The organism is Psychromonas saccharinae, from assembly GCF_051201515.1.
Lineage (GTDB): Bacteria > Pseudomonadota > Gammaproteobacteria > Enterobacterales > Psychromonadaceae > Psychromonas.
In genome coordinates this window covers 2,000,524-2,026,349 of sequence record NZ_CP195153.1, presented here as the reverse complement: position 1 = coordinate 2,026,349, position 25,826 = coordinate 2,000,524, and the positions used below count along the sequence as shown (strand labels likewise).

Below are 25,826 nucleotides of genomic sequence, written 5' to 3'. Positions count from 1 at the left end.
TAAAGGCTGTGCCTGGTATCAAACAAAACTTCCCTCTTAATCTTATAACGTAAATATAACCTAATTTAACCAATCAGTTATTTAAAACAAAAATATCTATTGAATCTCAACTATATGTGAATTATTGTAGTGTCTATTTAAAAAGCAGGTTGGAAGAAGAGATCATACCGTCTCGCTAGACCTCAATGAACATTTAATTAAGGAAGAAAAATGTACTCGTATAAAGGTGAAACAGACTTATCAAGTCAAGAATTATACCTAACCATTGTTATTGATAAGACTATGGAACAATTAGGGGTTGATGATCTTTTGGCAGCTACGGCTATTGTAAGTGGACAGCCCATTTTAAAAACGAGAGGCAAATTTTCTGGTGCAACAAAGGGGACATCTATTGCATCAAAATATGCAAGTCAGTACCTCCCATACAAATCGGCTATCAGACTCCCCACTATTACAGGAGCGAGTGTTTCCACGTTAAAAATTGCTTTCACAAAAAATATTGGAAGATTTGTTGGTAGAGCAATTCCTATTCTTGGTTGGATTATTTTAGCCGCCGATGTGATAAATATATTTTATAAATCACAATATACTTACAACCAAATTGTTGATTATTCAGATATGTTGGTGGAATGATTATGGAAGATATCTTCAATCGTATTACGACTATGATCGAATTTGAAACTGGTTATTCTAAAAACAAAATAACAAGGAGTACGCGCCTTTATCAGGATATTAATATTGATGGTGATGATGCTGAAGAGCTGCTTTATAAATATTCGGAACTATTCGGTATTGATATGAGTGATTTCGAGTTTTGTCGTTATTTCAATAATGAAGGTTTCGATTCAATCTCAATCCTGAAATCACTTTTTGGAGCTGGTAATAAGCGAAATCTTGAACCTATCACAGTTGATATGTTAGAAAAAAATGCTCTATCACATAAATGGAATTATTGAGTTAGGTAGTCAACTATAGGCTATTCGAGTAACCGGAAATATCGAACCTTCAGCCCAACCGCCCTGCCTGCGGTTCCGCACAGTGTTGTTAATCTTATTGCCGATAGGCTTAGACTTAAACAGGTGTAGTCGTATTCTTCGAGACTAATCCTCACGAAGAACCCCTTGCCATTCGATAGTAGTTGGCGTTTAATAAATATTTTTGAAACGGTGATATTCCTACAGCGAGCTTTCATCTCATAAGTTCATCCCCATGCAGTGAATACATAAAGCAATAAAATCAGACGCATAACGTCTGTCGAGGTTATTTTAAATGAAGCTGAATTACAATAAGTTACACTCAGAGTGCGGTTGGCATGAAGACTCTATTCTAAAAAGTAAAAACTGCGGTTGTTTTTATTGTGTAGAAATATATCCATCAACAGATATCGTTGAATGGATGGATGAGTCAGAAACTTGCCCTCGCGGAAAAGGAAAAACGGCGGTATGTCCAAGGTGTGGGATTGATAGTGTATTACCTGACTTTACTGTACCAGGATTAGATATTGCCATGTTAAGATTAATGCATAGCGAGTACTTTGAATAATTCTCCATTTTAAAGTATTAATTTTTCTGTCACTTTTTAAAAATCATAAGTAAGTCAAACAGTTCTCCCCCTAACCATTCGCTATTTTTAAATTTGTAATAATTTATCTGTAAATTTATGTCCATTAAGATCTAATATGGGTCATATTTTAGGGGAGAATTGTCACAATAAAGCCTAGAAAAGCGAAGGTCAAAAATCGATATTTTTGGATTTTTATTTAAACTCAAAATTATTGAAAAAAATTATTATTGTCACCTACAGGTCACATCTTAAAAACAGAAGGAGATTTAAAGAAGATTTTGTAAATTAAAATAAGGCATTTATATAATAATAAAAAAATATAAAATTAGATTTTGTGAAGAATAATTATATTTAAAATGAACTTAGGGATTGTGTATTTTTATAACCAGGAGAAGTTAGGAAGTGTTTTTACTTTGCAAATCAGTTGGTTGCGAGAGCAGGATTTGAACCTACGACCTTCGGGTTATGAGCCCGACGAGCTACCAAGCTGCTCCATCTCGCGTCCGTATTGAGTCTTTCTTTTTCTAAATCTTTAGCAAACCAAATTGGTTGCGAGAGCAGGATTTGAACCTACGACCTTCGGGTTATGAGCCCGACGAGCTACCAAGCTGCTCCATCTCGCGTCCGTATTGGGTGTTTCTTTTTCTAAATCTTTTGCAAACCAAATTGGTTGCGAGAGCAGGATTTGAACCTACGACCTTCGGGTTATGAGCCCGACGAGCTACCAAGCTGCTCCATCTCGCGTCCGTAATTGAGTATTTCTTTTTCTAAATCTTTAGCAACCAAGTTGGTTGCGAGAGCAGGATTTGAACCTACGACCTTCGGGTTATGAGCCCGACGAGCTACCAAGCTGCTCCATCTCGCGTCCGTATTAGTTTTTCATTTTACAACTGAAAAGTTGGTTGCGATAGCCAGGATTTAAACCTACAACCTTCGCCAGTGTTTATTAAGAATTGAGCCCGATAAGCTATTCTTAAAAGCACAAACAAAATTGGTTGCGAGAGCAGGATTTGAACCTACGACCTTCGGGTTATGAGCCCGACGAGCTACCAAGCTGCTCCATCTCGCGTCCGTTTAAGTGCGGCGAATGATATACAGCTCACACTAGTTTGGCAAGCACTATTTGAAAGAAGATATCTATCTGACCAAAATATGCGCATTATTTGCCGATATTGTTAATTCTTTGATATTACATACGCTTAAAGCTTAAAATTCCAACAGTAGAAATAATAAACGCCCCTCATTTATTTTAATAATGAATGATCTGCCGGCAAATGTTTGGTTATCCATAAAACTAATTTATGACGAATATTAGCAACATTTTCTTGATCTACGGCTAATGGAGATATTAATTTATCTTGAACTAGCAATCGATAAATACATTCTTGTTTATCCTTTGCCGATGTTGTGCCATCAAAACCAACGTATTTACGTTTAATTGCATAGGCACTACCAAGTTTGATGGCATGTTGTAGTAATTGAGATTCATTCTTCACTTTTTTCATATTTTGCCCAACTTCAACTTTGATATTGTAAAACCAGTTTAATCATTTAGAAAAACTGGTTTTAATAAGGGTGTTTTTACTGCTTATCAAGTAAGGCCAATAATGCTTCTTCGTCCATTATTGCCACACCTAATTCTTCTGCTTTGGTTAATTTTGAACCCGCAGCTTCTCCAGCAATCACTGTACTTGTCTTTTTAGATACACTACCTGCGACTTTGGCGCCCAAAGCCTGTAATGCTGTTTTAATGTCGGTACGAGACATATTACTAAAACTCCCCGTTATAACAAAGGTTTGTCCTAATAAAGGTTGCTCTTCCTCTTGTTTTTCTTCAAGGGCAGGCCAATGAATACCCGCTTCAATTAAGCGAGCAACCACTTCAATATTATGTTCTTGGCGGAAAAAGTAATAGATATGTTTGGCTACAATCTCCCCCACATCGGACACGGTTTTCAAATCGTCGACAGATGCCTTTTCAATTGCTTCAATTGTTTTAAAATGCACCGCTAAGTTATTAGCCGTTGCCTCCCCTACTTCGCGGATCCCCAATGAATATAAAAAACGCGCAAGTGTGGTTTTCTTACTAGTTTGTAAACTATGAATGAGTTTCTTAGCTGAAACGTCTCCCATTCTAGGTAAACTAGATAATTGATGGGCAGTTAAACTAAAGAGTTGAGCAGGATCGGCAATTAACTTCTGATCAACGAGTTGTTCAACTAATTTATTACCGAGGCCATCTATATCAAGTGCTTTTCTCGATGCGAAATGTTTAATCGCTTCTTTACGCTGTGCTTCACAATATAAACCACCGGCACAACGAATAATGGCTTCCCCCTCGATACGTTCGACGTTACTGCCACAAACGGGACAACGACTTGGAAATTCGATGGATTTTACTTTTTCGGTATCGCGTCGTTCTAATAAAACACGGGCAACTTGTGGGATCACATCACCCGCGCGGCGTACTACAACCTGATCACCAATACGAATATCCAAACGTTCTATTTCATCTTTATTGTGTAACGTTGCATTGGAAACGGTTACCCCCCCTACAAAAATAGGTTTTAATTTAGCAACAGGGGTTATTGCACCAGTGCGACCAACTTGAAATTCGACGTTTTCAACTTCTGTTACCGCCTCTTCAGCTGGAAATTTATATGCAGTAGCCCATCGTGGGGCACGTGCAACAAAACCCAAAGTTTGTTGCAAAGCAATGTCATCGACTTTGTAAACCACACCATCAATTGCATACCCTAGGTTTGGTCGTTTATCTTGTATATTTTGATAGTAAGCTTGGCAGTTTTCACTACCAATAACCCGTTTAACCTCCGTCGATATTGGTAAACCCCATCCTTTTAGTTGCTGCATGCGTTCATATTGGCTATTTGCCAATTCACCTTCAAAAACACCAACAGCATAACAATAAAATGCTAAAGGTCGTTTAGCTGCAATTTTTGAATCGAGCTGGCGTAAACTGCCCGCTGCGGCATTACGAGGATTAACAAAAGGTTTTTCATTTGCTTTAATTAAATTATCATTGAGTTTATTAAACCCATCGATCAACATGAAAACTTCACCACGCACTTCAAGCAAAGGCGGAATATTCTCTCCACGTAATTTCAATGGTAAATTAGCAATGGTTTTCACATTCTCTGTGACATTTTCTCCCACTTGCCCATCGCCACGTGTCGCTGCTTGGATTAGTTCACCATTTTGATAGATGATACTGGCCGCTAATCCATCCAATTTTGGCTCTACACAGAATGCAATTTCCGGTTGACTTGATTTATCCTGAGCACGTTGCATGAAATCAACTAAAGACTGTTGCTCAAACACATTATCTAAACTTAACATCGGTTGTTGATGAGTAACCTGTTCAAATTTAGTTAATGCCGTTCCACCCACTTTTTGCGTTGGTGAATTGGGCGATAATAATTCCGGATTGTCTTGTTCTAATTTAAGTAATTGTTGAAAAATTCGGTCGTACTCACCATCTGGAACACTGGGATTATCGAGCACATAATACTGGTAGTTATATTCTTCTAATAAATCGCTTAATTGTTTAATTTTTGTTTTTACAGTCATGCTCTTACCGGTTGTATTTATACCAATTGTAATAACTAGGGGATCTATTTTACTGCGCAAAACTTAGATCACATCGTCACTACTATTGGTAGTAGTATGAAAAAGCCTCGATATACGAGGCTTTGAAAAATTAAAATTTAATTGGAAATTACCTTTATCATTAACAGTAGCGTAATAAACGCTTATGGTAATCTCTAAATTCTTGCTCTGTTAAAGGTGTACGTTGTTCATTCAAGACAACACAATCAAATTCTTCAGCCATTTGTTCAACAGCAACAAGCATCATATCAAATGCTTTTTTAATATTAATATCTTCGTTAGGTGCGGACAAGAAAAAAGATACGCCCTGAGAGCTAAACTGCTCCATTTTATCAAGGTTAAACGTACCTGGTTGCATCATATTCGCAATGCTAAATAAAACAGGCCCTGTTCCATCTGAGTTTTGATGACGATGGAATATCGACATTTCACCAAAACGAAAACCAGCCGTTAAGAAAAATTGCAATAATTCATGACCACGTACCGTCGTTCCTTCACGAGCAACCACATTAAAGACAAATACATCTTGAACAACAGGCTCTTCTTCGGGAGGAATGACTTCATCAAGGTCATCGGTATTATCATCTTCAACGGTAAATTGGTGTGTTGGTTCATCATCCATTGCAAAATCGATGGTATGATCTTCATCGGAATCGATAGGATGCGAAAATTCAAATGATTCATCTGTTTGTTGCTCTGATATGTCAATGTCAGATTCTGCATCGACGAGCTCATCGACAATGACGTCTTCAGACTGATGTAAAGACAAGTCTTCTATTTCTTCATTAGCCTTATCTTCAGCTAACGCTTTTTCCTTCCGCCCCAACATATAACCATGAACAAGCACGGCCAAAATAGCTAAGATGCCAAGAATAATTAAGATAAGTTGAAAATGTTGCATTTTTTGTCTCTTTGTTGATGAATTATTTGTAAAATACATTGAAACGATGAAAGCGTCCATAACAAGCATTACTTTTTTAACAAAGTTTTGCTTTTTAACGATTAAATTCTGTTTTCAATACGCAGATTCAACTCTGAAGTGCATAACCACTAAGCAGCTATAGCTGCCATGTGTTCAGCCATTAATTTGGCTGGTAGTTTGTAATTTAGCTTTTTCCTTGGTCTATCATTCAGTTGCACTATTACATCTTCAACTTCTGATTGCGATACTTTTTTAAAGTCTGTTGCTTTTGGCCAGTATTGCCGTAATAACCCATTCGTGTTTTCATTCAAACCTCGTTGCCACGAACAATAAGGATCTGCAAAATAAACACCACAGTCTAAGTATTCACTCATCATTTCATGGTAAGCAAACTCTTTACCATTATCTGCTGTGATCGTATGTACGGCTTTTTTATAAGGTTGTAATAAAGCAATCGTCGCAGCGGTGACTGATTTAGCTGATTTGTCGTCAACACGCATAGAGACTGTAAAGCTAGTTTTCCGTTCAACGATAGTCACTAATGCACCACTGTGGCCTTTACCGATGACTAAATCTATTTCCCAATCCCCAATTCTGCTTTTATTATCAATAACCGTTGGACGTTCATCAATGCTGACTCGGTTTTTGATAAAGCCGCGACCTGCCTGTTTATCCTTACTACGGGATTGGTAAGCCTTGCCTTTTCTACGCAGATGTTGAAATAATTGACCACCACGTTTCTTATCAGCCCAAACATGTAGATAAATTGTTTCATGGCTAATTAGAATGCGGTGTACTTCTTTTAACCAGCCTGATATTTGCTCAGGACTCCATTTCATATAAATCTTTGAATCAATTAATGCAATGAGGTTACTCGTCATTTTAATGGCCTTACGTGAATGTAAGCGGCGCTCCTGAGCAAGGGATTGGGCTTGTTTAATGCGATAACCTCGCTTTCCTGTATTACGAGAAAGCTCTCGACTGATAGTTGATTGACTCACTTTTAATTGCAGTGCAATTTTATTTTGGCTTATTCCTATTTTCTTTAATGCATAAATCTGGCATCTTAGCTCATAGGTCAGTTGATTATATGTTTTCATTGTTGCATCTCTTGCCGGAGAAAAGCGATTAGCATATATTCAGCTGACCACTTTTTCTACCTATTCAAGTTATGCACTTACTATTTGAATCTAAGACCTTACTTACTGATCAAAATACAAAAATCAGGAAACCATCGATGATTAACGAAATTAAACTATCGACAGGCCATTATATTATACCTTTCTTATCATCCGAGATAGTGACTGATAAATGTATCTTGATTGGTGATGGGTATACACGTTAAAATCGACTTCTTTTCTCTGGAGCCTGTTTTTCATTATGTTAAAAAACCAACTCATTAATCAACCTTTATCGGGGATTGGTTACTTATTAAAAGGTATGAAACTATTAGCACATCCTAAATTACGTGCTTTTGTGATTGTTCCTCTTTGCATTAATATCCTTATTTTTGTCGGCGCGTTCTGGGCATTATTTAGCTCGGTTACTGCGTGGATAGATGGTTACATTAATGAGCTACCTGACTTTTTAAGTTGGCTTTCGTACTTATTTTGGCCATTATTAATTTTTACCATTTTATTTGGGTTTAGTTTTCTCTTTTCCATTGTTGCCAACTTAATTGCCGCCCCGTTTAATGGCGTACTAGCAGAGAAAACAGAGAATTTACTGACAAATACCCGTATTAATGATGAAAGTTTTGCAGATACACTTAAGGATTTACCACGTATATTCAAACGAGAACTGCAAAAATTAGGGTATTTTCTGCCGCGTCTGTTGTTCTGTTTTGCATTACATTTTATTCCAGTGTTTGGGCAGACCATCGCTCCTTTCATTTCGTTTATTTTTGCAGGTTGGATGATGGCTATTCAATATGCCGATTTTCCCTTCGATAATCATAAAATTGAATTCAAAGCGATGCGCAAAGCGTTAGGACAACGTGTTGGTAAAAACCTGACCTTTGGACTTGTTGTCGGCTTTTGTACAACCGTCCCCTTTGTTAATTTTATTATTATGCCTATTGCCGTTTGTGGCGCCACGGCTTTTTGGGTCGACATCTACAAACAAGACATGTTAAACAAAACATCAGAGTCATAACGAGTAAAAAACCAGTCGATAAGCAGAATGAATTTATATTAAATAGGTGTTCTAGATTTTACCCAGTAAAGTTAGATCACCTATTTATTACGATTAGTATTACTGCCTATCGACAATGCGCTTAACGCCATCGATAAATACAATCAAACTAAATAAACAACCTTCAGTCTTCTTTTAATTCGCTTATATTAACAACCATATCGACTTGTGTAATAAACTGCTATAAAATTGGTTATTTTAGAGCCCTTACTTTGCCAATAGATACTACAACGACTCAACAGCCTACAGAATTGAAAGCAACTACAAATTTATCGTTAACGCCATTAACGGCTTCTCAGTGCACACCTAACTTTTTAGAACAATTATCCGATCAGGCTAATAATGAAAATTGGCTTTCTCTTTACCCGATTGTTTCGCAGTTGATCCAGCATTTTATTCAATTGCCTCAACCGTTGTTGATTTTTAATGCGCGTTATTGGGAAGCGGCAACAGAAGTTATTAACGCAGCGACCTCTGTAGATTATAAAAAACTAGCGTTACTTAATTATGATCAAGAAACCTTATTTGGCCGATTAAATCTGCACGCTGAACAGCATACCGAATTTCATCAAGGGGAAATTTTTAAATACAATAATGGCTGCTTAATATTGAATGTCAGTCCATTATTGGTAAATCCAAGCTTATGGTTTCTACTCAAGGCTTTTTTAATTAGTCATCAAGTTCCGGCAACTTCTGCGGTAAACGGTAATAAACTAAAAGGTCAGTTACCACTTGATCAAGTTACCACGTTAAATACAAAAATAATTTTAGTGGCTAGCCGTTATCAACTTGATGAATTATCACAAATCGACCCTGAATATAATCAAATTGGCTCATTATTTACAGAGTTATCCAGTGAAATTGAGTCTACTGATAGCAATGTGCAATCACTGCAAACTTATTGCCAACAATTAGTGGCTCGTGAAGGGTTAGGCCAGATTACCAAGGAAGCATTGGCCCTACTTTTCAACTACCTAGCAAGTGAGAGTGAACACCAGCAACGTATTATTTTTTCACCCGTTATAATCACCAATTTACTGCGTTATTCACAATTATTTAATACGAACCATATTGATATTTCAGCTGAACATATTCAGCAGGCATTGCATATCCAAAATCAAGCGCAATCACTCGCCCAAAAATTTAGTGAACAAGCGCTCGTTGAAAAACAGCTAAAAATCCAGCTTAAAGGTGAACAAATAGGCCAAATAAATGGCTTATCGGTTATTGAATTAATGGGTTATCCGACTGAATTTGGCGAAGTCTTTAGAATATCGGCCAGTGATATGATTGGTGATGGTGAAATAATAGATATTGAACGTAAAGTCGAACTTGCTGGCAATATTCATGCAAAAAGCACATTAATTGTCCAAGGTTATTTACATCATATATTTACCCATATGAATAATTTTCCACTTTCTTGTAATGTTGTCTTCGAGCAGTCATATCAAGAAAGTGATGGTGATAGTGCATCACTCGCAATCTTATTAGCGGTCACCTCTTGTTATGCTCAACGCCCTATTGCACAAAATTTATTTGTGACTGGCGCCCTTGATCAGCATGGTAATGTGCTTGCTATTGGTGGTGTAAATCACAAAATAAATGCCGTTACACGTTTATTTACTCTCGGGTTAATTAAAGATCCCGTTACCATTTTAATTCCCCAAGCGAATCAAATAAACTTAGTACTTGATGCTGATACATTAAAGCTTATTGAAAATCGGCAGATAAATATTTATGGCATAAATCATTGCCGTGAAGCTTTTCCACTTGCAATGAACCTTGAGTTCAATGAATTGATCAAAACAATTAACTATCGTATTGATTATTTGCATAAAGAAGAGATGGAAAATAATCATTTAGGTGCACTAGATCGTTTGATGCGACTATTTAAATAACCAATTTTTCATTAAAGTTGATTGTTTTAGGCCTGTCATATACAGTATGCGCACTTTATTTTTGTGGTATTTCAGTTGGGTTGCTCGAAATACCAAACAGTTTATAGCTAATATAAGAAAGAGATTATGACGAAAACCGTATCCCAAAAAGAGTTGGGCAAAAACTCTTATACCAAAGAAGAATTAATAAAATGTGGTCAAGGTGAATTATTTGGCGAAGGAAATTGTCAACTACCTGTTGATAATATGCTTATGCTCGATCGTATCATTACTATCACATCCGATGGTGGTGAACACGGTAAAGGTGAACTTGTTGCTGAGTTAGATATCGATAAAGCACTGTGGTTTTTCCAATGTCACTTCCCTGGCGACCCAGTTATGCCTGGTTGTTTAGGACTTGATGCAATGTGGCAACTGGTTGGTTTCTTCCTAGGTTGGAGCGGCGGTCCTGGTAAAGGACGTGCGTTAGGCGTAGGCAATGTCAAATTCACAGGTCAAGTATTACCTACTGCTAAAAAAGTCACTTACCGCATCACAATGAAGCGTTTGATTATGCGTAAATTGGTTATGGGTATTGCAGATGGTGTTGTTGAAGTCGATGGTAAAGTTATTTACACGGCTGAAGATTTAAAAGTAGGTCTATTCGTTGATACATCAAGCTTCTAGTTAAGCATTGGTTACATTGAATTATATTCATAAGGTAAGTGTTTGTAGCTTTTATCTTATGAAACCACTGAAGCACTGATATGCAAATATCCGTGCTTTATTTTTATCTGTCTTTTAAAAGGAATTCAAATGAAACGTATTTTTTCATGGTTGAAAACAGTTGCTAAAGTCATCAATTTCACTCGATTATTCGTTATAAATGCCATCTTTTTAATTATTATCGCCATTTTTATTTTGGCAATAAATGTCGAGAGTCAACCAATTAAAATCGCTGGCAATTCTACTTTAGATCTTAATTTCAAAGGTTTTATTGTTGAACAAAAGAAACCCGTCCAATTTTCTAGCGAACTTTCCAGACAACTATTAGCCGATGAGCAACCAGAACTACATGAATATCAAATTGATGAAGTACTTCAGGTGATTCGATTTGCTCAACATGATCCTCGTATCACTAGCATTCTTTTGGAACTTGACGGTTTACAAGGCGTCGCCTTAAATCATATTACATCAATAGGTAAAGCACTCACCGACTTTAAATCAACGGGGAAAAAGGTAACCGCCATTGCAGATAATTATTCACAATCTCAATATTTATTAGCTAGCTTTGCAGATGAAATACACTTAAATCCACAAGGTCTGGTATTTTTACAGGGATTCTCTGTATACCGTTTATATTTTAAAGAAGCCTTGGATAATCTGCTAATAACCCCTCATATTTTCAAAGTTGGGACCTATAAATCTTTTGTAGAACCTTTCACTGAAAATAAAATGTCTTCAGCCAGTAAGCAAGCAAATAGTCATTGGTTAAATCAATTATGGAATGGTTATATTGATACCGTCTTAACACAACGCCAAGATAAAAGCCCTATTACTAAACAATCGATTTCACCTAGCTTAAGCCAATTAAAGGCTGGTTTAAAAGCCGCTGACGGTGATACCGCTAAGTATGCAAAACAGGTAGGTCTTGTCGATGGTTTAAGTAGTCGTTCATCTTATATAAATCAACTTCAACAACAGGCAGACGAAGAAGGTAATAAGTTAAATTTATTAGGTTACGACCAATATCAAGCTATTTTACCGCCTGTATATGAACCTAAAGCCAATCAACCACATATTGCTTTAATTCATGGTAGCGGTGAAATTCTTGCTGGTAATCAACCAGTTATTGCAATTGGGGGAGACAGCTTTAGTAAATTACTTGCTCAAGCACTAACTGACGATACCATTAAAGCAGTCGTCATCCGCTTAGACACACCAGGAGGCAGTGCGTTTGCTTCTGAAAAAATTCGTCAACAGGTCTTAGCCCTAAAATCAGCAGGCAAAAAAGTCGTTGTCTCTATGGGAAGCGTGACCGCATCTGGTGGTTATTGGATTGCGAGTGCAGCCGATGCTATTGTTGCCTCACCTTCTACATTAACCGGTTCAATTGGTATTTTTGGTATGTACGCTAGTGCTGAAAAAGCTTTACAAAAACTTGGTATTCATAATGACGGAGTTTCTACTAGCCCGTTATCTTCATTGACGCCAACACGTGCACTTGATCCTGAACTTGCTGAAATAATGCAGATGGGAATAGAGCATGGCTACCAACAGTTTTTACAAGTGGTTGCACAGGGTAGAAATATGTCTGTTAGCGATGTCGATAAAATTGCACAGGGTCGAGTATGGACGGGTGTTGATGGTTTGAACAATGGGCTTGTCGACAAACTAGGCAACCTGAATGATGCGATTAATGAAGCAGCAAGTCTAGCTAATATCGATCAATATACCATTAAAGAAATTGGACCGGATCTATCCACCAAACAACATTTGTTAAATGAACTATTTGGTTTTGGCGTTAAATTATTTTCAAGTTCAGTCGAGATTGATCCAGTACTTATTAATACGATTAAAACGCTGAATACACAGGCCGGTATTTTAACCCGCTTTAATGATCCACAAGGACGCTATGCATTTTGTCCAATGTGTAATATAAACTAAAAATGAAACCACAGGCCATGGCAGACAATATTATCGCTGTGGCCTTTTTTACATTAGGAGCTAGCAATTATTAGGATCTTTCCATTACATCATTACACTCAATCGGGTAATCTAAAACCCCCTATCTATTTCTATATTAGTTTAATTTTTCTTGCGAGAACTTGGGTCTTATTTATTATCTCCGCCGCGTCTCGAAGCTCCGGTAGCAGTCTTTTAGGTCTATTTTATCCAGACCGCCATAACTTCTATCTCGGATTAATATCGGGATCTATTGCATTAATATTGTTTATTTTGGCAGGCAGAAACCATGATAAGTACCAATGGGTTTCTAAGCTTTGGCAGATTGGATATTATTTATTAATTATTAATATTGCTTTCGATTTTCTACTTCAACTACATGTTTTACAACTTCAACACTTTCAGTATTCATTAAGTGCATCAATACAGCTGGTTAGTATTATTTGGATTGCGTTATATACATTAAAAAGTGAACACTTGAAAATGTGCTTTGTGCGTAAAACATTAAAAGAAGAGAAATGAAATCATCAGTGAAACTAATCAGAATGCTAAGTTGATCAATTTTACTGGTTAAAATGTAAATCACACCTTTACGGCAATTGAATGGCTTGCAATAAAAAATCCCCCTAATCAATATGACTAATTTATATTGATTAGGGGGATTTCACATTTAATAACTGAATATTAACTATCTAAATAAATATGATTTCTAGTGCAATTTCAAACGTGGACGAAGCACTTTATTCACACGCTGTACGAAAGCAAGCAGTGACGTACGTACATAGCCATGAAGTGCGACTTGGTGCATTCGGTAAAGTGACATATAAACAACACGCGCAACACGTCCTTCAATTTTCATGCTGCCTTTAGAAAGGTTCCCCATTAAATTACCAACCGTGCTGTAATTACTTAATGATACTAATGAACCATAATCTGTATATTTGTAAGGCGAAAGAGGCTTATTAGCAATTGTCGCAAGAATATTATTTCCAACCATGGTTGCCATTTGATGCGCAGACTGAGCACGAGGCGGTACAAAACCACCGCCCGGTAATGCACAACTTGCACAATCGCCTAAGGCATAAATAGAATCATCACGAGTTGTCTGTAATGTATCTTTAACCACTAATTGATTACCACGATTTGTTTCTAATCCTGCGATATCTTTTAAGAAATTAGGCGCTTTAATACCGGCAGCCCAAACCATAAGATCAGCTTCAATTAGTTCACCATCTTTTGTTAATAAACCTTCTTTTGTTGCCTCAGTTACCATGGTTTCAGTTCGAACATCTACGCCTAATTTAACCAGCTCTCTTTTAACTGCTGAACTGATTTTTTCAGGCAGTGCGGGTAATATTTTCTCGCCGGCCTCAACCAATGATACTTTTAAATCAGTTGATTTTATTTCATGGAAACCATAGCTAGAAACCTGTTCTAACGAGTTATAAAGCTCAGCAGAGAGTTCAACACCAGTTGCACCGGCACCAACAATTGCAATTTTCACTTGTTTAGTTTCTTGCACACCTAACTGCAAATATTTATTAAGCATACAGTTATGGAAACGTTTAGCCTGTTGAGGACTATCTAAGAAAATACAGTTATCGGCAACACCTTTCGTGTTGAAATCATTGCTCACACTACCAAGTGCCATAACCAAAATATCATAATCAAGCGACGTTTCAGGTAAAATTTGAGACCCATCGTTATCTAATAATTTAGCCAAATGGATCTGCTTATTGTCTCTATCAATTCCAGCTAATTCACCTAAACGAAAATTAAAACCATGATTAGTAGAGTGCGCACGATAGCTAAGTGCATCAATACCATCATCCAAAGAGCCTGCCGCTACTTCGTGTAATAATGGCTTCCAAAGATGCGTTCTATTACGATCAACAAGGGTAATTTCAGCTTTACGACCATTACCAAGATGTGCACGTTTTGTGCCACCTAATTTATTACCTAATCGAGTCGCAAGCTCTAATCCACCAGCACCACCACCAACAATCACTATTTTAAACATACAAACACCTTAATTTTTATAAAATTTAATAGCAGCAGTGCTCTTTAATAAAATACATTAATACGACTAATTAAATAAACGAACAATTCGTATAAGAATATATTTTTCATGGAAAGCAACTGTTGTTATTAAACTCAAATTTGCATGGAAAATAATATAGGGAAGGAATGTAACATAGAGTTAACATGCCAGACAACTTGAAATTTCATTACATTATTATTTTAAATGAAGATGCTATTAATGCAATGGTCTAACAGTTCGATTTGCGGTAAAAATTATTGGTGATTCGATACCTATGCGGTCTCAAGATGACCTATCAGCGACGATCTTGAATATTCGAATAAGGTTTCATAGATAAAATCAGGACTTCTAATTTGTTATTTCTAGAAGTCCCTGATACTACTTACTTAGGATGCCTTAAACGCTTTGATTGTTTGTAAGTGATGTGAGATATCTTGGAATTTATGATCCTGCTCTTGATCTAAAATTATCGGATAATAATCATTCAACTCAGCACTCGTTTCAGCATAATCTAATAAATCATCTTTCACCGATAAAATGCAGATACAATTTTTCGCATTTTTTTGGCGGAAATGAGTCACGCACTTAGTCGCAATATCTAAATATTCTTCAGGCCAATCAATTTTACCCGTCATATTATTTTCAGGATGAAGGTTAGGATTAAATATGACTTGTTTAATCCCACATAAAAAACCAATTCTTTCACTCCAAAAACCACCCAGTCCCACGCCGCAAATTAAAGGTGATTTATCTTCTGAGCTTTTAATATGATGATCAACCTCTTGCATGATATGCGCCATATCATGCTTAGGATGAATTGTACTGTAATGAACAAAGCGTACATCATCATCAATAAATTTTAATTGGGTAACTTTTTCGTGGTTTCCATTATTTGTTGCATCGAAACCATGTAAATAAATAATCATTTGATATTCCCGTTTAAAGTCAAAATTATTGAACGAACCATTCACACTAAATCGACTATCGATATACGTTCCTCACTTCTGCTGAATAACGACAAGCCGCGAGCAAAAGTAACCATTAACATTAAACACCTACCAATATAAAGCCGATATAATTTAAATATCCAAATACTATATTTATCATTTTATTGTGATAACTGACTAGAGTGCAAGCCCAGAAATTGACCTAATCGACATGATCAGCAAACTCTTGTAACTTTCGCGTACAATCTAACCAAATAGGATTTTTTTCTAGGGGTAATTGGAGCTTGTTTTTATTATATCTTAATTTAATTATCGCACTATTATCGATAGTATTAGGTATCTTCAAATTATCAAGAATAGAAATAGCACCGTCGCTATCATTACAAGCAAGAATTAACTCACAACCGGCTTCAATAGCAGCGTTAGCACGACTAACATGATCGCCCATAAACGTAGCACCATGCATCGATAAATCGTCACTAATAATAACACCTTTAAAACCTAACTGTTTACGCAAAATTGTTTGCAGCCAATACGAAGAAAAGCCAGCGGGTAACGCATCACATTGTTTATACACCACATGAGAAGGCATAATTGCAGCCAACTTATCTTGCTTGATCAATTGACTAAAGGGTTGAATATCAAGTTCAAAAATTGATTCTGGACTACGGTCATCCACGGGTAAGTCAATATGTGAGTCTGCCTTTACACTGCCATGCCCTGGAAAATGTTTTCCTGTTGCCTGCATTCCCGCTGCATTCATTCCCTCAATATAGGCATGCCCAAGTGTCACCGTTTCTGAAATTGAACTCGAAAATGCTCTCTGGCCGATTACATCTGAAATACCATTAACATCTAAGACCGGGGCAAAGCTGACATCAATATCACAGGCAATCAATTCACTCGCCATCACCCAAGCACTTGAAAATGCCAGTTGTGTGGCTTCGTGCAGATGATTATTGGCTAACAAAGAGCCTGCCGAAGGTAGATGTGTAAATTGATCTTTAAAGCGTTGTACCCGCCCTCCTTCGTGGTCGACACCGATTAAAATATCATGGCCAGCAGCTAAACGAATTTGTTGCACCAATTCTTTTAGTTGCTTTAAATTCGCAAAATTACGGGTAAATAAAATAACGCCCGCAACTAATGGATGGGCTAACACTTCTTTTTCCAGTGCATCTAATTCATAGCTTTTTACATCTAATATAAGCGGTCTCATTTTTCCCTCACAAATAAAAAAACCAGCAATGCTGGTTTTCTTAGTGTATCAAAATCTATCGGTATACAACATCAACCGATTCGACTTAATAGTTTTTCAATTTCAACTTTTTGAGCGCCTTGACTATCCTGTTGTACTGCTAATAAAATCTCTTTCGCTCCTGCCTTATCATCAATTTCCAGATATGCTCTCGCTAAATCTAATTGTGCCGATATTTCATTTTCAGCATCAGAAATATTACTGTCCGTCGCATTAATTACATCGGGGAAATCATCTAAACCTAAATCAAGGTCGAATTCAGAATATGGCTCATCAGCAGAAGAACCATTACTGCTTTCTAATAAAGTTTCAATATCAATAAAATCATTTTTTGTCGATTTATCAACTTTAGGAAGCGGTCCATCTTCTTTAAAAGCCACGTCACTTAGCTGTTTAGCCAGTAAATCATTTGGATCATCTTCTAACGCTGTTTCTATCTCAGCGTCTTCAGGTTTAACTGGTTCGTCAGCGACATCATCAATCTTAGATTGTTGTGCTTCCTCTAAATCAAGTTCAGCTAAAGCATCCTCGATATTAACCGGCTCAGCATTTTCTAATTCAGCTAAATCCAACTCATCTAAATCGATAACATCTAATGCATCTTCAATACTTTCAGGTTCAGATTGATCTTCGCGATCAGCCTCATCGATATTATCAAAACTAATTTCATCGATTTCGTCTTCAATAGCTTTAGAGTTGTCTTCGTCGGGCAAATCAAATTCGATACCATCCGTCGCATCTTCTACAACATCAGCTTCTTTCGCTTCTGGTAAGTCAAATTCAATAGCATCCGTCGCATCTTCTACAACATCTTGTTCTTTCGCTTCTGGTAAATCAAATTCAATATCATCCGTTGCATCTTCTACAACATCAGATTCTTTCGCTTCTGGTAAATCAAACTCGATATCATCCGTCGCATCTTCTACAACATCAGCTTCTTTCGCTTCTGGTAAATCAAATTCAATATCATCCGCCGCATCTTCTACAACATCAGGCTCTTTCGCTTCTGGTAAATCAAACTCGATATCATCCGTTGCATCTTCTACAACATCAGCTTCTTTCGCTTCTGGTAAATCAAACTCGATGTCATCCGTTGCATCTTCTACAACATCAGGTTCTACCGCTTCTGGTAAATCAAATTCGATATCATCTATGTCGTCTTCTTTAACCGTATCAAGATCAATGTCATTTAATACATCGTCAATATTTTCTTGCTGAGTTTTTTCGGTTTCAGCAAGCGGTGTATCAGTAGCGGTAGTCGGTTTTGCAAGCTCTTCACTATCAACAGTATCCGTTGAATTAGTTGCGTCATCTTCTGAGCCAGATAATTGACGCTCCCATTCCGCTGCTAAATCTAAATCTGCTTGTTCCGATTCAGAAATGGGTTCTGTATGTTCAATAACCTCTTCTGGAATTAAGTTTTCTTCTTCAACCAATGCGCCGATACCAAATGGATCATCGGGATTATCAACGGCATCTTTATCATCATCTAAACTATCGTCATCAATTAATGCACTAATACCAAAGGGATCATCTTCATCTTGTTCAGGAGCTTCCTCTTCGGCTAATGCTGCAATACCAAAGGGATCATCATCTTCGGATTCACTTAAATCGGTACTCGAAAATAAGTCATCTTCATTTTCATCATCTGGTAAAATAGCAATGGCAGAAACATCATCGTCCTCTGAAGAAATATCAATCTCTAATTCATCACTGGATAAATCAATCGCTTGCTCAACTTCATCTTCCAAGCTTATCGCCGTTTGTTCCTCGGGTTGATTGGGAGTATTAACCAATTCTTCATCTTCATTGAAATCAACTTCAAGTTCATCGGTCAGATCATCTGTTAATAGATCATCAAATTTACCCGGTTCTTCCATTGAAATATCAGTAGAGTCCGCAAGTTCCTCGGCTTGTTTTTGAAGCGCTCGTTTAGAATTGATACGCAATATCAGTGCAAAAACGGCCAACAATAAAAGGATCGGTGAAATAAGCGCAATTAATAAATTAGTTAAAGACCCCGTAATGGTACGTAAAAGTTTATTAAAGAACCCCGACCCACTAAATGGACGCTCTTTAACGGCATCGAGTTGAGCGCGATAATCATCAATGATTTGTTGCATTTCAACTTGCTTTTCAAGTGATTCATTGACCTGTGTTTCTAACTCGCTAACTTGGTCATAAAGCGGTTGTAAACGTAATTTTAATTCTTGATTTCTCTCGGTTTCACGGATGAAATCTTCATTAAGTGCATCGTATTCTTCGCGTAAACCTTTGAGTTTTTTTTCTAATTCCATTAACGCATTGTTATCGGCAATAACAGGCGCCTTTTCCGCAGGAATAACAATCGGTTGTTTTTTTACGACGACGGGAGTGGGTTTGGGTTTAACGGTTGCTTTCTTAGATTTTGAAAATTTATTGATTAATGCAATCGCTTCTCTAGCGGTTTGTTGTTGAACAAAGCCTAATGTGGGCACTTGAATAAAACGACCGGGAATTAATCTATTAATATTCCCTTGATAAAAAACACTTGGATTTAGTTTATAGATTGCTACTAATGTTTGCTGGACGGACACGGAGTCTGAAGGTTTAACCGTTGATGATATTCCCCAGAGCGTTTCTATTTCTGTGATTGGGCCATATTGCCCGTATGAAGCTTCCTGTTCACCATTCGGACCGGTTAATACAACACCATGCGAAATCAATGGAGAAAATAATAAAGGGGAACAGCATAACAGGGTTAGCCAAAATCGCTTCATATACATTCCTTAGTAAAACAAAAATAAATGACGGTACGGTATAACTTAATAAATGAAACAAAAAACAAATATTAAGCCGCACCTAATATAACAATCCAGTGTTTATACCCACTACTATCGGAGATGCAAAATTTACAAGTCAAAGATGAACAACTCCTCGATATAAAACATCAATACTTTATCACAGCAAAGACATTTTACTCACGACTTATTAACATGCCACCTATTCAAATACATATTTATTCGTAATGGGTATATATTTTATCAGATGTAAGTTTGAATCAAACGTTCAGCAACTTGGACTGCATTACAAGCAACGCCAAAAAATACATTATCAGCACAAACCCATAAGTTAATACCACTTGGATCACAAACATCTTGACGTAAACGGCCGACATGCACCATTTCGTTACCTGTCACATCATTAATCATATTTGGATATTCAACGACTGAACTAGATAAAACAACACCTTCACTATGATGCAAAGATTGCGCCACTTCTTCTAAATCAACGGGATAATGCGTTTGTAAATGGACCGCTTGTGCGCAACCATAAAACATCGGTACAACAACCTGTGTCGGTGACACGATAATAGACGGATCATTTAAAAGGCGGCGTAATTCGTTAATAATACGCAGCTCAGATAGCGCAACCCCCTGTTCATTTAAATCACCCATTTGAGGAAAAATATTAAAGGCAGTCTGCTGCGGGAAAAAAGATTCTTCAACACTTTTTGCATTCAGCAACCGTGCAGTTTCACCAGCAAGCGTTGTCACACCTTTTTTACCAACTGCTGACACTGAATGGTAACTAGCAACCGTAACCCGCACTAAACCAACCTCTTGATGAAGTTGTTTAACCGCCAGTGCTAACTGCGCTGTTTCATTACTTGGAATCGAAATTTTATTTGATTCACTATAACGTCCAATCTCTTCTTCATTAACATCAATTTGCACCAACGGTACCTGAGCATCTTCAGCAAATATACCGCTGTTATCAATCACAATACAATATTCACTGGCAATATCTGCCCATTTTTGAGTTGTTTCGATATCTGTCATAAAAAAGGCGATATCAACCTGTTGCCAATCGAAGCCTTCAAGTAAGGAAGCATCAATTGATTTACCAGAAAACATGACATTATCAAGTTCCTCTTCCGTATTCACTAACGGAAAAATTTTACCGACTGGAAATTCACGTTTAACTAATACTTCAAGTGTTGTATCTACACACCCTTTTAATTCACCGATTAAGGCAATATTATATTCTGATTTCATGGTTTCTCTTGTTTTTTATGATTCACTATTTGCAAAGCCTAATGCTTGCAATAATTGTGTTTGTTCAATTGAAGAATGAACAGTTAGTGTCGATAACTCTCGTCTTTCCTGATAAGTTTTGCGCATGGTATCAAAACCATTCTCTTGATCAATCATTTGTCGAAATAAAGCATCATCTCGACGAACATCAAAGATAATATGTAGTAAAGACTTGCATAAATCCTGATCGAGTGGTTGTTTTATCGATATATCACTGATCGCCGCCTGTGCAACAAAATCCTTTGCTGAATGTACTACCTTTTGTCCAAAATTTTGACAAAAAGCTTGATAAAGCATCTCCGTACCGCGCACTTTACCATCTAAACTGTAACCTGCAATATGTGGTGTAGCAATCTCGACAAAGGGTAAAAGTTGCTTATTTATATTTGGTTCATTTTCCCACACATCTAATACTAATTCTGGCGCATTCCCCGCATTTGCCAAGGTTAATAACGCTTGGTTATCAATCACCTCACCACGAGACGCATTAATTAAAATTTGATGTGTGCTTAATTTTTGCAATATGTGCTGATCAAACATATGCACCGTAGGATAAGGACCAACCTTAGTTTTAGGTACATGCAAAGTGATAATATCAGCTTCTAACACTTCTTCAAAACAACAAAAAGAACGCGGATCATCGGTTAGACTTAATGGGGGATCATAGAGTAAACAATTTACACCTAACGCATTTAAACGCTGTAAAACAGCACTTCCCGTATTACCTGCACCGACAATTGCAACGGTTTTATTATTAAGTTGAAATTGATTTTTTTCAGCCAGCACGAATAAACTACTCAGAATATATTCAGCGACGGATATTTTATTACAACCAGGAGCACTCGAAAATAGTATGCCGCGAGAGTCTAAATAGGCTTGGTCTATATGATCCGTTCCAATTGTCGCCGTCCCAACAAACTTAATTGATTTATTAAGGTGTAATAAGGATTCGTTTACTTGAGTAATAGAACGGACTAATAAAACATCAGCCTCTGCTAATTCCTCAGCAGTAACATCACGACCGGAAAAAAAGGTTAACTCACCATAATCGGTAAAAAACTCATTACCATAGGGAATATTTTCATCAATAAAAATTTTCATTATTATCTCTTACAACAAAAAAAGGAGCCTAAAGCTCCTTTTTGTTTTATTGCTCAACAGGAGTGTTATGAATAACGTTTAAACACTAATGTTGCATTCGTTCCACCGAAACCGAAACTATTAGACATAACAATATTTAAGTTTGCATCAATAGCTTCATTTCTAACGATTGGAAGATTAATTGCTTCACCATCAACTTCTTCAATATTAACAGAAGGAGAAATGAAGTTATTTTCCATCATAATAATACTATAAATCGCTTCATGAACACCGGCTGCACCTAATGCATGACCAGTTTGAGATTTAGTTGCACTGATTTTTGGTGCATTTTCTGGGAATACTTCATTAATGGCTTCTAATTCTTTCAAGTCACCAACCGGTGTTGATGTGCCGTGAGTATTTAAGTAATCAACATCTCCATCTACCGTAGACAATGCTTGACGCATACAACGAACAGCCCCTTCGCCCGATGGAACAACCATATCGTGACCATCTGATGTTGCACCATAACCAACGATTTCAGCGTAGATTTTAGCACCACGAGCCAAAGCATGCTCTAATTCTTCAACAACAACCATACCGCCGCCGCCAGAGATAACAAAACCATCTCGATTAGCGTCATAGGTACGAGATGCTTTTTCTGGTGTGTCATTATATTTACTCGATAACGCACCCATTGCGTCGAACTCACACGCCATTGTCCAATCTAGTTCTTCACCACCACCGGCAAAAACGATATCTTGTTTACCCAGTTGGATTTGCTCTAGAGCATGACCAATACAGTGAGAACTTGTCGCACAAGCACTGCTCATTGAATAGTTAATACCTTTAATTTTAAAAGGTGTTGCAACACAAGCAGATGTCGTACTCGCCATTGTACGCGGTACCATGTAAGGGCCTACACGACGAACCCCTTTTTCTTTCATGATATTACATGCATCAACTTGGTTTTTAGAAGAACCACCGCCAGAACCTGCAACTAAACCAGTTCGTTCATTTGATACCATATCTTCAGGTAAATTTGCATCGGCAATCGCTTGCTGCATAGACAGGTAGGTATAAGCTGCTGCATCACCCATAAAACGCATAACTTTACGATCAATATGGTCTTTTGGCTGAATTTTTAAATCGCCCCAAACTTGGCTACGCATTTTTATTTCTGCGAATTGCTCGGAGAAAGTGATACCTGATTTACCACTTTTAAGAGATGCTAAAACTTCTTCTTTATTGTTACCAATACTAGAAACAATACCAATACCTGTAATTACTGCTCTTTTCATTATTAAGCCTTTATTGCTTGAGGGACTAATTATATGATAAACAAATGTCATTTTTGTTTGTAGTGTTCAAACAAAAAGTACATTGATTTAAAACTTAAATATCATCGCATATAATTGGAAATATATCTTGTCTGACACCAAAAACAAACTAATTAACCACGCACAAATAAACTGGTCTGACCAGTCAGAACCCATTTCGGCATTATTCGATGATGTCTATTTTAATACCGAACTTGGAATTGATGAATCTTTTTATGTTTTTTTTCAAGGAAACAACCTTAATGAGCGTTGGTTAAATTGCGAATCAAACCATTTTAGCATTGCTGAAACAGGTTTTGGTACGGGTCTGAACTTCCTGGTTTGTTGTGAACAATTCAAACGGTTTTTAAGTCAACATCCTGAAAGTAAACTGAAACATCTTTTTTTTAGTAGTTTTGAAAAATACCCGCTTAATAAAACAGATTTAATTCATGCTTTGCAACGTTGGCCTTCACTTGCCTCCTATATTACGCCTTTAGTTGATCAATATCCGTTAGCATTAACAGGTTGCCATCGCATTCATTTTGACCAATTTAATATTACGTTAGATTTATGGTTTGGCGATGTGCAACAAACATTACCAACACTTTATTGTTATCCATCTCGATTATTTGATAGCTGGTTTCTGGATGGGTTTTCCCCAAGTAAAAATCCAGATATGTGGTCTGACACATTATTTTCTCAAATAGCACAATCGTGCAAAGCCGATGCAACCATTGCCACATTTACAGCAGCTGGATTTGTCCGACGAGGGTTGATAGCCGCTGGTTTTAATATGACAAAACGTAAAGGTTACGGTATAAAAAGAGAAATGCTGGTCGGTAAGTTAGCTGAAAAACCTGATTTAACGGTGCAACATGCAGAACATTTGAGGCGACCTAAACAAACGACAAGTAAAGATATTGCCATTATTGGTGGAGGTATAGCCAGTGCTTGCCTGTCATTAGCTTTAATTAAGCGTGGATATACCGTTACCTTGTATTGTAAAAATTCATCTCTTGCCCAAGGAGCTTCAGGCAACCAACAAGCTGCAGTCTATCCTTTATTAAACAAGGCACATAATTCCTTAAGCCAATTTTTTGCAAATAGCTTTCTTTATGCTCGTAATTATATACAAACAATAAATAGCCATATACCTTTCGACCATGATCTCTCTGGACTGCTGCAGCTTTATTATGACAAAGCTTCAAGCAAAAAATTAGACAATATATTACAGGCAAAATTACCAGAGGCTTTAGTGCATTATTTATCCCCTGATCAAACCAATGAAATATCTCAATTATCGATTGGACAAGCCTCTCTCTCTTATCCACTTGGTGGCTGGTTAAATCCTCAGCAAATGATTCATGCCATCTTTGCGAAAGCGTCATCACTGGGAAAAATATCTATCAATGTGAATACCCACGTTGACACCTTGAGTAAACATAAAAATGGCTGGCAATTACAAATGGGTGATCAACAAGTGACTCATTCACTTATCGCCTTAACAACAGCAATGGAAACCTTAAATTTTGAGCAAGGCAAAGCAGTTCCTTTATCTGCAGCGCGTGGTCAGGTTACTTATATCCCGACCAATAACGAACTACATAAATTAAAAGTAACACTCTGCCACGAAGGCTATTTAACACCAGTGAGCCATCAAAAACACAGTATGGGAGCCACCTTCGAGCGCCATCAAATGGACGAGACTTTTTCTCTTCAAGAACAAACAGACAATAAACAAAAGTTAATAAAATGCATTCCAAATAAAGTCTGGTGTGATGAAATTGATATTAATCATAACGATGCCAATGTGGGGATTCGCGCAACAACTCGTGACCATTTTCCCTATGTAGGCGGCCTAGCAGATTACGCACAAACTAAACAGCACTATCAATATGCGTACAAAACCAATGTAACCACAAATGCTCCTTTTCATGAGGATGCATTTATACTAACCGGTCTTGGCTCAAGGGGAATATGCACGGCCCCGTTATTGGCAGAAATGTTAGCGAGCCAAATAAATCAAGAACCTCTTCCTTTCTCTCAAGAAGTACTGAATGCGTTACAAACGAATCGTCAGTGGATTAATTATTTGAAAAAATCTAAACCGTTAAAAATATAACTTAGAAATTCAATCACTAGCCAAAAATCGTTAATAATGACATCGTTCAACTAATTTACTGTAAAGAATGCTGATTCTTTACTGATACCACTTTGTTAAAATTGATATTTGCG

Annotated in this window: 20 protein-coding genes and 5 tRNA genes; 9 read left to right on the top strand and 16 right to left on the bottom strand. The window is 37.1% G+C overall.

What is annotated here, in order from left to right; translation table 11 throughout:
- The first annotated feature begins 210 nt into the window (after positions 1-210).
- The 3 genes from ACR30L_RS08925 to ACR30L_RS08915 all read left to right on the top strand — a co-directional run bounded on the left by ACR30L_RS08925 (position 211) and on the right by ACR30L_RS08915 (position 1,542).
- Positions 211-633, top strand: coding sequence for an STM2901 family protein (locus tag ACR30L_RS08925; RefSeq protein WP_435237662.1), 423 nt, complete (start codon positions 211-213; stop codon positions 631-633).
- A 2-nt stretch (positions 634-635) separates the two neighbouring features.
- Positions 636-956, top strand: a complete 321-nt coding sequence (locus tag ACR30L_RS08920) for a DUF1493 family protein (protein WP_435237661.1) — start codon at positions 636-638, stop codon at positions 954-956.
- A gap of 313 nt (positions 957-1,269) precedes the next feature.
- The gene (locus ACR30L_RS08915) at positions 1,270-1,542 is read left to right on the top strand and encodes a hypothetical protein (RefSeq protein ID WP_435237660.1); all 273 of its coding nucleotides are present in this window, start codon (positions 1,270-1,272) and stop codon (positions 1,540-1,542) included.
- Between the two features lie 446 nt (positions 1,543-1,988).
- Here ACR30L_RS08915 and ACR30L_RS08910 read toward each other — a convergent pair.
- The 9 genes from ACR30L_RS08910 to ACR30L_RS08870 all read right to left on the bottom strand — a co-directional run bounded on the left by ACR30L_RS08910 (position 1,989) and on the right by ACR30L_RS08870 (position 7,212).
- Positions 1,989-2,065, bottom strand: a tRNA-Met gene (locus ACR30L_RS08910).
- Positions 2,066-2,109: 44 nt separating this feature from the next.
- Positions 2,110-2,186 (bottom strand) — tRNA-Met (locus ACR30L_RS08905).
- A gap of 44 nt (positions 2,187-2,230) precedes the next feature.
- Positions 2,231-2,307, bottom strand: a tRNA-Met gene (locus tag ACR30L_RS08900).
- 44 nt (positions 2,308-2,351) lie between these two features.
- Positions 2,352-2,428: transfer RNA gene (locus tag ACR30L_RS08895), tRNA-Met, on the bottom strand.
- A gap of 127 nt (positions 2,429-2,555) precedes the next feature.
- Positions 2,556-2,632, bottom strand: a tRNA-Met gene (locus tag ACR30L_RS08890).
- Positions 2,633-2,807: 175 nt separating this feature from the next.
- A complete protein-coding gene (locus ACR30L_RS08885) occupies positions 2,808-3,068 on the bottom strand; it encodes a DUF5062 family protein (RefSeq protein WP_435237659.1) in 261 nt (86 codons plus the stop codon).
- 76 nt (positions 3,069-3,144) lie between these two features.
- Positions 3,145-5,151: an NAD-dependent DNA ligase LigA gene (gene ligA / locus ACR30L_RS08880; RefSeq protein ID WP_435237658.1), complete on the bottom strand. Its 2,007-nt coding sequence runs from the start codon at positions 5,149-5,151 to the stop codon at positions 3,145-3,147.
- A gap of 160 nt (positions 5,152-5,311) precedes the next feature.
- Entirely contained in the window at positions 5,312-6,091 is a 780-nt protein-coding gene (gene zipA / locus ACR30L_RS08875; protein ID WP_435237657.1) for a cell division protein ZipA, read from the bottom strand.
- A 149-nt stretch (positions 6,092-6,240) separates the two neighbouring features.
- Entirely contained in the window at positions 6,241-7,212 is a 972-nt protein-coding gene (locus ACR30L_RS08870; RefSeq protein WP_435234365.1) for an IS30 family transposase, read from the bottom strand.
- A gap of 280 nt (positions 7,213-7,492) precedes the next feature.
- On the opposite strand from ACR30L_RS08870, the gene cysZ reads away from it, so the two are divergent.
- The 5 genes from cysZ (at position 7,493) to ACR30L_RS08845 (ending at position 13,389) form a co-directional block, all read left to right on the top strand.
- The gene (gene cysZ / locus ACR30L_RS08865) at positions 7,493-8,266 is read left to right on the top strand and encodes a sulfate transporter CysZ (protein WP_435237656.1); all 774 of its coding nucleotides are present in this window, start codon (positions 7,493-7,495) and stop codon (positions 8,264-8,266) included.
- Between the two features lie 251 nt (positions 8,267-8,517).
- Positions 8,518-10,203 (top strand): AAA family ATPase, encoded by a 1,686-nt coding sequence (locus ACR30L_RS08860; protein WP_435237655.1) that lies wholly within the window; start codon positions 8,518-8,520, stop codon positions 10,201-10,203.
- A 126-nt stretch (positions 10,204-10,329) separates the two neighbouring features.
- Positions 10,330-10,869, top strand: a complete 540-nt coding sequence (gene fabA / locus ACR30L_RS08855) for a bifunctional 3-hydroxydecanoyl-ACP dehydratase/trans-2-decenoyl-ACP isomerase (RefSeq protein ID WP_435237654.1) — start codon at positions 10,330-10,332, stop codon at positions 10,867-10,869.
- Positions 10,870-10,998: 129 nt separating this feature from the next.
- Positions 10,999-12,849, top strand: a complete 1,851-nt coding sequence (gene sppA, locus ACR30L_RS08850; RefSeq protein WP_435237653.1) for a signal peptide peptidase SppA — start codon at positions 10,999-11,001, stop codon at positions 12,847-12,849.
- A 66-nt stretch (positions 12,850-12,915) separates the two neighbouring features.
- On the top strand, positions 12,916-13,389 hold the full coding sequence (locus ACR30L_RS08845; RefSeq protein ID WP_435237890.1) for a DUF2919 domain-containing protein: 474 nt from the start codon (positions 12,916-12,918) through the stop codon (positions 13,387-13,389).
- Positions 13,390-13,576: 187 nt separating this feature from the next.
- Here the strand turns inward: ACR30L_RS08845 and ACR30L_RS08840 are convergent, their stop codons facing one another.
- The 7 genes from ACR30L_RS08840 to fabB all read right to left on the bottom strand — a co-directional run bounded on the left by ACR30L_RS08840 (position 13,577) and on the right by fabB (position 23,570).
- Positions 13,577-14,887, bottom strand: coding sequence for an NAD(P)/FAD-dependent oxidoreductase (locus ACR30L_RS08840; RefSeq protein WP_435237652.1), 1,311 nt, complete (start codon positions 14,885-14,887; stop codon positions 13,577-13,579).
- A 407-nt stretch (positions 14,888-15,294) separates the two neighbouring features.
- A complete protein-coding gene (ycfP, locus tag ACR30L_RS08835) occupies positions 15,295-15,834 on the bottom strand; it encodes an alpha/beta hydrolase YcfP (protein WP_435237651.1) in 540 nt (179 codons plus the stop codon).
- Positions 15,835-16,057: 223 nt separating this feature from the next.
- Complete coding sequence (nagZ, locus tag ACR30L_RS08830; RefSeq protein WP_435237650.1) at positions 16,058-17,074, bottom strand: beta-N-acetylhexosaminidase; 1,017 nt, start codon at positions 17,072-17,074, stop codon at positions 16,058-16,060.
- Positions 17,075-17,145: 71 nt separating this feature from the next.
- Positions 17,146-19,872 carry a FimV/HubP family polar landmark protein gene (locus ACR30L_RS08825; RefSeq protein WP_435237649.1) on the bottom strand — a complete coding sequence of 909 codons (2,727 nt, stop codon included), beginning with the start codon at positions 19,870-19,872 and terminating at the stop codon, positions 17,146-17,148.
- A gap of 264 nt (positions 19,873-20,136) precedes the next feature.
- Positions 20,137-21,150: an aspartate-semialdehyde dehydrogenase gene (locus ACR30L_RS08820; RefSeq protein ID WP_435237648.1), complete on the bottom strand. Its 1,014-nt coding sequence runs from the start codon at positions 21,148-21,150 to the stop codon at positions 20,137-20,139.
- A 15-nt stretch (positions 21,151-21,165) separates the two neighbouring features.
- Positions 21,166-22,290 (bottom strand): 4-phosphoerythronate dehydrogenase, encoded by a 1,125-nt coding sequence (locus tag ACR30L_RS08815; RefSeq protein ID WP_435237647.1) that lies wholly within the window; start codon positions 22,288-22,290, stop codon positions 21,166-21,168.
- A 65-nt stretch (positions 22,291-22,355) separates the two neighbouring features.
- Complete coding sequence (fabB, locus tag ACR30L_RS08810) at positions 22,356-23,570, bottom strand: beta-ketoacyl-ACP synthase I (RefSeq protein ID WP_435237646.1); 1,215 nt, start codon at positions 23,568-23,570, stop codon at positions 22,356-22,358.
- Positions 23,571-23,697: 127 nt separating this feature from the next.
- Between fabB and mnmC the strand changes: the two genes are divergently transcribed.
- On the top strand, positions 23,698-25,713 hold the full coding sequence (gene mnmC / locus ACR30L_RS08805; RefSeq protein WP_435237645.1) for a bifunctional tRNA (5-methylaminomethyl-2-thiouridine)(34)-methyltransferase MnmD/FAD-dependent 5-carboxymethylaminomethyl-2-thiouridine(34) oxidoreductase MnmC: 2,016 nt from the start codon (positions 23,698-23,700) through the stop codon (positions 25,711-25,713).
- Positions 25,714-25,826: the final 113 nt, after the last annotated feature.